Annotated in this window: 1 protein-coding gene; it reads left to right on the top strand. The window is 53.0% G+C overall.

The window, feature by feature from the left end:
- On the top strand, window positions 1-485 hold a 485-nt coding region (locus F887_RS18160; protein WP_005296249.1), incomplete at both ends, for an Ig-like domain-containing protein.

The following is a 485-nucleotide window of genomic DNA, read 5'->3' as shown; positions in this document are numbered from 1 at the left end:
CCAGGCTCAACTGTGACAGTGACCTTCCCGAATGGTGGCGGTACAGCGCAAACCACAGCCGATCCAGTGACTGGCACATGGACAGTACCAAATCCAGGAAACTTGCCAAATGGCGGTACGGTGACAGCAATTGCCACTGACCCAGCAGGGAATCCATCGTTACCAGGTACAGAAACAGTTGATACAGTTGGCCCAGATGTTTCAGGTACGACTTTAACGATTGGCACTGTGACTGCAGACAACGTCTTGAATGCGGCAGAGTCAGGCGGCAATGTGACCATCACAGGCACCTTGACGGGTATTCCTGCGGATGCAGCAACGACGGCAGTGACTTTACTGATCAACGGTGTGAGCTATACTGCAACGGTTGATCCTGTGACAGGCAACTGGACAGCAAGTGTGGCGGGTAGTGACCTGTTGGCGGATGGTGATACAACCATTGATGCGACAGCGACCTTTACTGATACAGCAGGCAACAGCAGCAA

It is taken from the genome of Acinetobacter sp. NIPH 2100, assembly GCF_000369805.1.
In the GTDB taxonomy this organism is placed as follows: domain Bacteria; phylum Pseudomonadota; class Gammaproteobacteria; order Pseudomonadales; family Moraxellaceae; genus Acinetobacter.
Note: the sequence above shows the minus strand (reverse complement) of the source record. Positions and strands in the feature narration are given on the sequence as shown.